Genomic DNA, 8150 nt, shown 5'->3' on the forward strand with positions numbered 1-8150 from the left:
CTCGCATATTGTCTGAGCCAGTTCCTTCTGACTTAAATTCGAAAATGTCTTTACCGTCTCGCGAATCTGTTCAAGTTCTGCGTTTTTAATCTGCCGACCACACTGGCTTATCACAGCGNTTTCTCCTCAAATGTAACGTTTCGATTGGTGGGTGAACTCACACACATCCACGTTACATTATCAAAAGACCTGCAGAGTGTCTATTATAATTTTGCGACAAAATAATTTTAGATGTCGCTCCGCCCCCCTGATATCATTGATAATAAATTTTGATGCGTCAGCGCTGAACTCAATATCCAGGGCAATCGCATTTTTCCCTGTGCACATTTTTAATTATTTCCCAGTAGCCATCTCTTTTGAAATACGCGTTGTTTCCCCCGTTAAGATCTGGATATCGGTTTTTTTTGCAAAGGGCCGATCTGTATCCCACGGATGAGAGCAGGTTCTGAAAGAATTATTTCATATTTTTCAGCCTATGTTTTACCGGCTTAATGATCCAACTTACTAATCCAAGTTGAACAGAATATCATTTTCCAGGTACATCTGCTCCAGCTGTTTCTGGTAATCGGCCATATCATCGCCTCTGCGGTTGGCCAGTTCCTGCACGATGTACTGAATAGTGACCAGCATGCCGGATACATTGCCGATAAAGGGAATGGAGCGGCCGGGTACGACGATTGAGAGGTCTGCAAATTGATTGACCGGACAGATAGCGCTGTCCACAAGGGAAATAAGGGTGTGTCCGCCGCGCCGGATCATCTTGCTCAGCTTGATCAGTTCATTGGGGTAGCGCGTACAGGCCGCCAGGACGATCAGACTGCTGGGCGGGGCATTGGTCAGCAGGTCAAGGGTGGTGGTGTCGCTTCCTTTCAATATATGAACGCCTTTGCGGACTTTAGTCAGGGACCAGCCCAGATAATAGGCAAAGGTATAGGAAAGGCGGGAACCGATTACGTAGACTGTCTGGCTTTCGTCCAGGTAATCCACGATGCGGTTCATAATTTCGATGTCGATATGTTCGTACAGGTGCTTAAGATTGCTGATCTCCTCAAGAACCTCACGGTGAAGCCTGTCAGTTCCCTCTTCCTTGATTCCTTTTATGGCAGCCCTGTCAGGCAGGGAAAGTCCGGTATTGACAAAGTCTTTTAAGGCATCCTGAAAATCCGAATAGCGCTTGTACCCAAGAGCGCTGACAAACCTGACAACCGTGGCTTCACTGGTGTCGCAGGACTCGGCCAGCTCTTTGGTTGTCATGAAAACGGCCTTTGACGGGTTCTGGATAATATAAGTACCTAAAGTCTGGGCTTTCGGGGTCAAGGTGTCGAGCTTGTTTGATATGCTGCTGATGACCGGGTGAGATGATTCTGCGTTCATAATTCCTCCAAATGAAACAAAACTCCACATATTTTTTTATGCAGAAAAGTAGCTTTCACAATCAATCAATTTTTCAAACTATAATACGGTCTTATCAAATTTGTCAAGTTGACGTGAAAGAGAATATGTCATTTTGCAAAAAACATATTGACATAATTTCTTTCATGACATAACTTGAAATCCGTAAATGTTTGATTTTGGCATTAATTCTTAATTGACGAGAAAGCCTATGTTTTTAAAAAGTAAACCCATGTGGGGGGAAAAATCTCCTCTCAAATCAAGTTATGATACGGTGATTATCGGCGGCGGACTTCACAGTCTGGCAACGGCGTATTTTCTGGCCAAAGAACACGGAATAACCGATATCGCTATTATCGAAAAAAATTATATCGGGTTTGGCGGTGCCGGCCGGAATACAGCCATTGTCCGCGCCAATCAACGCACACAGTATAATGTGCCGCTCTATAAAGAAGCCTTGGATCTGTGGCCGGTTCTGACCAAGGAACTGGACTACAACCTGATGTTCAACAATTGCGGAAATCTGAATCTGATGCACTCGGAAGCCGCCATGAAAGCCGCGCGGATGAACATTGCAACCGCCCAGTTTCATGGGGTGGAAAGTCATTTAATCGATGCCAAGGAGGCCAAGGAACTGGTTCCGGCCCTGAACATTTCAGAAGACATCACCTTTCCCATCCATGGCGCCATGTATCATCCCCCGGGAGGGGTTGTCCGGCATGATGCCTTTGTCTGGGGACTGGCCAAAGGTGCCGCTAAAAGAGGCGTGGAAATTCACCAGCAGACCGAAGCCCAGGATATCATTACCAAGAATGGCAGGATCGCAGCTGTCAAAACGAGCCGGGGAACCATCAACGCCCGCCAGGTCCTGGTTTCCGCCGGTGGTTATTCCGCCTCTCTGATCAGCGGCATGCTGGGCATCAAACTGCCTATCAGCGTTCTGACGATCCAGGCCATGGTGACCCAGCCTCTGAAGCCCATACTGGATCATGTGGTATCATCCGGTGCTTACCATTGCTACGCCAACCAGACCCTGAAAGGGGAAATTGCAACAGGCGCCCACATGGACCAATGGCCCAACTACACCACACTGAATACGGCCCATTATATCAAGCACCAGGCTGAAGCGCTGTCCGAATTTTTGCCCTGCTTAAGAGGTGTTCGCTTCATGCGCATCTGGGGGGGACTGGCCGATATGACACCGGATATGGCGCCCATTATGGATGGGAATGAACAGGTGGAAGGCTTTTATATGGATTGCGGCTGGGGCTATTTCGGCTTTAAATCCAGTGCGGCTGTGGGCAAATACATGGCAGAGTTCATGGCCAAAGAAAGCTGCCCGGAAATTTTGAAACCCTTTGCCTTAAAGCGTTACGAAGAGCACAAACTGATGGGTGAAACAGCGGCGCTTGTTAATTACAGCCCGGATAATTAGGAGGACAACATGGCTTTAACGATCACATGTCCGATCTGCGGAAAACGAAACGGATATGAATTCAGATATGGCGGAGAAGAAAAAGGCCCCCGGCCTGAAGAAGCGGGATTGACCCCACAAGCCTGGTGCGACTATGTGCATCTTAACCACTGCGTGGCCGGTGTTCAGGAGGAATGGTGGTGCCACAAAGATGGGTGCGGCTCCTGGTTTAAAATAAAAAGGGATACGCGAACCAACCTGGAAGAAGAAGAGACCAATGAAAAGGCAGTTAATGCCGGGGAGGGGGGAAAATGACCAGCAGGTTGAACCATTTGCCGACACTGAAAATCGATGCAGCAAAGAAAATACCATTTAAATATAAAAATAAAACCTATTATGGTGTTGACGGCGACACCGTGGCCTCGGCCCTGTTTGCAAACGGTGTGAGAGTTTTCGGCCGAAGCCTGAAATACCACCGTCCGCGCGGGCTCTATAGTCTGGATGGCGAATGCAGCAACACCATGATGACGGTTGACGGCATCCCCAACGTGCGCTGTGAAAATACCCTGCTTAAAGAAGGCATGGTCGTCACGGAACAGAATGTAAAAGGTTCCGCAGAAAATGACATGATGTCTTTCCTGGATAAGATGGATTTTATGATGCCGGCGGGTTTTTATTACAACGTTATGCATAAACCGGCCAAAATGTGGCCCCATGCCATTAAGCAGATACGGAAAGCGGCCGGCCTGGGCAAACTAAGCCCCGATTTTGAGATGAAAGGCGTTTTTGACGAGATCTTTTTGAACACCGACGTGTGTGTGATTGGCGGAGGTCCTGCCGGAATGACGGCGGCCCTGACGGCTGCAAAAAAAGGCCTGCGGGTGATTCTGCTTGAAGCAAGACCCTGGCTGGGTGGTTTTTTCGAATACCGTTCCTCGGAATACAAAGACGGTAAAACCTTGCATGAAAAAGCCACAGAACTGGCTAAGAAGGTCCGTGCCCATGAAAATATCCGCCTGTTTACCCATACCTCCTGTGTGGGAACTTATAACAATAACCTGATTACGGCCTTCCAGGTTGGAAAACCTGCCGACGTTTTTTCGGAACGTTACATTGAAATCCGGGCCAAAAGCGTGGTCGTGGCCACGGGATGTATCGAACGACCCCTGCTTTTCGATAACAATGAAAGACCGGGCGTCATGCAGATCGGATGCGCCCTGCGCATGGCCAAGACTTACGGGCAGCTTCCCGGAAAAGATGCTGTATTCAGCATCGGCCATGATCTTGGGCTGGAAGCGGCCATTGAACTCCACGATCTGGGGGTACACATCTCATGCGTGGCCGATGCCCGTGAAGACGGCCAGGATCCTCTCCTTTTGCAAAAGCTCAGGGACAAAAAGATCACGGTACTCAAAGGCTGGGTGGCTGTAAAAGCCCATGGCCGGAAAGTTGTCAAAAAAGTCACCCTGTCCAGCCTGAAAGGCCAGGTGACCCGGGATTATCCCTGTGACCTTGTGGTGGCATCCGCCGGTGTGACGCCTGTGACCGGCCATATCACCATCGCCTTGGGAACGACTAAATATGATGATTACACCGGTTGTTTTCTTCCGGATACACTGCCTAAGAAGATGGCGGCGGCCGGCCGTGTGCTGGGACTAAACGATGCCTTTGCCATTGAGACCTCCGGAACCCTGGCTGGCCTCAAGGCAGCCGCAGACTGCGGTGTGGCCGCCGATGCTGAAATTTCAGACACTGAAAAACAGGTGGCCGGCCTGCCTGGCCCTCCGCGGGGCTGCAAGCTGATCACCGCACCGGTCAAAGGCAGAAAGAGTTTCATCTGTTTTGATGAAGATTCCACCGTTAAAAATATCAAACAGGCCATTGCCAAAGGATTTGATGTCCCTGAACTGATCAAGCGATTTACAGCAACAGGGCTGGGACCGGGCCAGGGAGGGATTCCCGGACACAATCTGCCCCTTTATGTGGCCAATTACCAGGCCCTGCCCGATGTATCCATCCGGCCGACCAACGTGCGTCCCCCACTGGTTCCCACCTTTATCTCGACCTATGCCGGAACCAATCACACCATGCTGAAGACCACCCCCATGGACGCTATGCAGCGTGCCGACGGCGGAATTTTCAGGAACATCGGTGTGTGGCAGCGGGCTCGGTATTTTTCACAGGATTTCTCCTGCAAGGCTGAAATCGAAAATGTCCGGAATAACGTGGGCATGCTTGACGGCTCAACATTGGGAAAATTTCGTCTGCACGGCCCCGATGCGTTGAAAGTGCTCCAGCGCATCTATGTATCCGATATGTCAAAGATCAAGGAAGGACGGACCAAGTACACGGCAATGTGCAATGACGACGGATGCGTGATTGACGACGGCGTGGTCGTGAAAACCGGTGAAAACGATTATTACTTCACCTCATCCACGGGCCGTGCCGGCCAGACCATCGAATGGATTCGCTACCACACCCGGTATGACAACTGGAATTTTGCCGTGGTCAATCTGACCGATTCCATGGGCGTTATCAACCTGTCCGGTCCCAATGCCAGGAAAGTGCTTGAAAAAGTCGTGGACATTGATGTCTCCGGTGAGGCGTTCGGATTTTCCGAATACAAGGAATTCAAAATTGCTGATACCATTGCCGTCCGTGCCATGCGACTGGGATTTGTGGGCGAGCTTTCCTATGAGCTCCATGTGCCGGCATCCTACATGCAAACCGTGTGGATGATGATCAAGGAAGCGGGAAAGCCGTTTAATATCAAAAATTTCGGTGTGGAAGCCCAGAATGTTCTGCGTATGGAAAAATGCCACATTATCCTGGGACAGGAATCAGAACAGCGAACCAACCTTTTGGATCTTGGCTTGGGCTTTCTTTTTAGCCGCAAAAAGCCGGAAGCTAAAACTGTGGGCGCCGTGGCCCTTCACCAGGCTGAAAAAGATCCGACACGTCTGAAACTGGTCGGTTTTAAAATGGAAAACAAAGGGCGGGCTCCGAGAGACGGTTCCCTCATCGTGGACAGCCGGATTCGGGGCTATGTGTGTACGGCCCGGGACAGTTTTTCTCTCAAGGAAGCCGTGGGCATGGCCCTGGTAGAATCGGAACTGGCTAAAGTCGGCACCCGTCTCGAAATCTACGAGGACGAGTGTGGTGATGAGCGGATCTACGGCACCGTGGTCAAGATGCCGTTCTATGACCCTGAAGGTAAACGGATGAAAATGTAAGGAAAAATATCATGGTAGAAATAAAACGCGTTTCCCCGGTAACGTTAAAAAGCACCGCCCTTAAAACCGAAAAAAGGGATAACTGGGACATTGTCCTGGAATACGCAGGGGAGGGTGACGGTCCGTATCTTGTGGACTTGAGCCATTGCCCCCGGTTTGATCTTCAGGACGCCGCCATCGGATCATATACGCCTTTTGGTATCAGCATCCCGGAAACCCCGGGAAAGAGTATCCTCAAGGACGGTACGCTGATCAATCGCATGAACGGCACACAGGCTTCTATCTTTTGCCTTGGCAGTGAAAAAACGAACGCCCCCCAAGAGGCCGGATATACGGATGTCACCGAATGCACGGTGTGCGTGGCGATTATCGGTGAAAAGACATTCTCCATCTGCGAGAAACTGACGGCTCTGGACTTTATGAGTCCGGAATATGAAGCCCCGTTTCTCCTGCAGGGGCCGTTTTCACACGTGCCCTGCCAAATCATCACGCTTGGAAAAACCGGGCCGGATGCCGGAATCATCTTGACCTGCTCCCGTGGCTATGGCAGGGATATGATTCATGCCATTACAGGCGCCGGAAAGGAGTTCGGTTTGAAACCCGCTGGTGAAACACGTGCCGGTAAGTGGATCAAAAATATTTAGTTCTGTCCCGGCCCCTTTGTGTAAGGGGCCGGGATTTTAAGAGTGAAATATGGAGGATTTAAGGTTTGGCCCATCAGAAAGTTATGCACATGCTTGAAACATGCGGTTTTCCGTATACCGTTCACACGCATCCCAAGGTCTGCACCATTGACGATGCCCAGCGGCTGGTCCCCCATCTCACCCATAACTTGATTAAAACCGTGGTCTTTCGAATCAAAGATTCCTATTGGATTCTCGCCGCTGTCAACGGCCATGCACGGATTGATTACAAACTTCTGGCCCGGGCCTTCGGTGTCAACCGCAAATTGATCCGGGCCGTATCCCCGGACACTGTGGAAGAGCAACTGGGGTTTGAAATCGGCGGAACCGGCCCTTTCCCCATTATGGACACCGTCAAGATCGTCGTGGATGAATCCCTGTCAGGTGTTGGCTCTATTTTTTGCGGTTCCGGAAATAACACGGTAACCATTGAAATGGACATCACCGATCTGATCCGCCTGATCTCTCCGATCATTACAAACATTACCAAAGATTGAGATCAATTCAGCCAAAAAGACTGTTGTATTAAGAAGATACGGATAGTATCGATATCCCGTTCAGGATAACAATGCCGAAATCGCTTTCATCTGATAAAAACGACTTTGTCAACTTATTATAATAAGAAAACGATTTAATTATTATTTGGGGCTGCGAACAAGCCGTACCGCCATTTCAAACCCCTCGCTATGAGCGTCTACTCGACCATTCATAAAATTTATGTAATAGATGAGCATCGGAATATCTTCATTTCTGGTGATGCTCCAATACGGTGCCCCTTCGCCGGAATCTCTTATATCATCCGGGAAAACGATTGAATTGATGGCCGGATCTTCGCAAAACGTTTTCAGCGAGTCAGATGAAAATCAACCTAATATATTTCTATATCAGAAAAATTTTAGTACATATTTAACCCATATAGAAGCAACTTTAAAAGCGTTTATTGCTATTGGTGATGGAGTCCTTCATATGCCCTGTATATTTCCAAAACGGTAGAACGGAAATATTTTGCAAACACATGCCCACGCTGCAAAATAATTTATGGTGATTTCTTTCTGCATGATGAACCAAGGGCACCTTTTTTTCCTGCTGATGAGAGAGATGCCAAATTATTATACATTAAAGAAATTCCTTTGACCGGATCTATTGATATTGATGGAAATGTTAGTTCCGTAAGCGGTGTATGAACCACACCTTTTTAAGCCTGGCTGGGTGTTATATCGTTGAATTCCAACAAATTTTTATCTAAGTTTTGTGGCATCAAGGCTTTAAATTCGTCTGCTGTCATTGCTTCCGGTAAATTTTCAAAAAGAAATTTGAGGTACCAATAAGGTTCAAGTCCACTGGCCTTGGCGGTTTCGATTAGGCTGTAAATGCAGGCACTGGCCCTGGCGCCCTCGGGTGTACAGGAAAATAACCAGTTTTTTCTAC

7 protein-coding genes are annotated in these 8150 nt (G+C 48.8%); 5 read left to right on the plus strand and 2 right to left on the minus strand.

The window, feature by feature from the left end:
• Positions 1-504 precede the first annotated feature (504 nt).
• Positions 505-1374: a MurR/RpiR family transcriptional regulator gene (locus B147_RS0103225; RefSeq protein WP_020585812.1), complete on the minus strand. Its 870-nt coding sequence runs from the start codon at positions 1372-1374 to the stop codon at positions 505-507.
• Positions 1375-1603: 229 nt separating this feature from the next.
• On the opposite strand from B147_RS0103225, the gene B147_RS0103230 reads away from it, so the two are divergent.
• The 5 genes from B147_RS0103230 (at position 1604) to B147_RS0103250 (ending at position 7219) form a co-directional block, all read left to right on the plus strand.
• Complete coding sequence (locus B147_RS0103230; protein ID WP_020585813.1) at positions 1604-2827, plus strand: NAD(P)/FAD-dependent oxidoreductase; 1224 nt, start codon at positions 1604-1606, stop codon at positions 2825-2827.
• A 9-nt stretch (positions 2828-2836) separates the two neighbouring features.
• Positions 2837-3121, plus strand: coding sequence for a sarcosine oxidase subunit delta (locus B147_RS0103235; RefSeq protein WP_020585814.1), 285 nt, complete (start codon positions 2837-2839; stop codon positions 3119-3121).
• Positions 3118-6039 (plus strand): FAD-dependent oxidoreductase, encoded by a 2922-nt coding sequence (locus B147_RS33100; RefSeq protein ID WP_020585815.1) that lies wholly within the window; start codon positions 3118-3120, stop codon positions 6037-6039. Before B147_RS0103235 ends, B147_RS33100 begins: the two co-directional genes overlap by 4 nt.
• An 11-nt stretch (positions 6040-6050) precedes the next feature.
• Positions 6051-6683, plus strand: a complete 633-nt coding sequence (locus B147_RS0103245) for a hypothetical protein (protein WP_020585816.1) — start codon at positions 6051-6053, stop codon at positions 6681-6683.
• 65 nt (positions 6684-6748) lie between these two features.
• Complete coding sequence (locus B147_RS0103250; RefSeq protein ID WP_020585817.1) at positions 6749-7219, plus strand: aminoacyl-tRNA deacylase; 471 nt, start codon at positions 6749-6751, stop codon at positions 7217-7219.
• A gap of 698 nt (positions 7220-7917) precedes the next feature.
• Here B147_RS0103250 and B147_RS27265 read toward each other — a convergent pair.
• Positions 7918-8150: transposase domain-containing protein (locus tag B147_RS27265; RefSeq protein ID WP_033396809.1), on the minus strand; the 233-nt coding region annotated here is incomplete at its 5' end.

The sequence above is a fragment of the Desulfobacter curvatus DSM 3379 genome (genome assembly GCF_000373985.1).
GTDB classification, from domain to species: Bacteria; Desulfobacterota; Desulfobacteria; order Desulfobacterales; family Desulfobacteraceae; genus Desulfobacter; species Desulfobacter curvatus.

Bases quoted from the DNA above. Each gene is read 5' to 3' on its own strand.
- B147_RS0103235 (WP_020585814.1), top strand. From the start codon at position 2,837: ATGGCTTTAACGATCACATGTCCGATCTGCGGAAAACGAAACGGATAT.
- B147_RS0103225 (WP_020585812.1), bottom strand. From the start codon at position 1,374: ATGAACGCAGAATCATCTCACCCGGTCATCAGCAGCATATCAAACAAG.
- B147_RS33100 (WP_020585815.1), top strand. From the start codon at position 3,118: ATGACCAGCAGGTTGAACCATTTGCCGACACTGAAAATCGATGCAGCA.
- B147_RS0103245 (WP_020585816.1), top strand. From the start codon at position 6,051: ATGGTAGAAATAAAACGCGTTTCCCCGGTAACGTTAAAAAGCACCGCC.
- B147_RS0103230 (WP_020585813.1), top strand. From the start codon at position 1,604: ATGTTTTTAAAAAGTAAACCCATGTGGGGGGAAAAATCTCCTCTCAAA.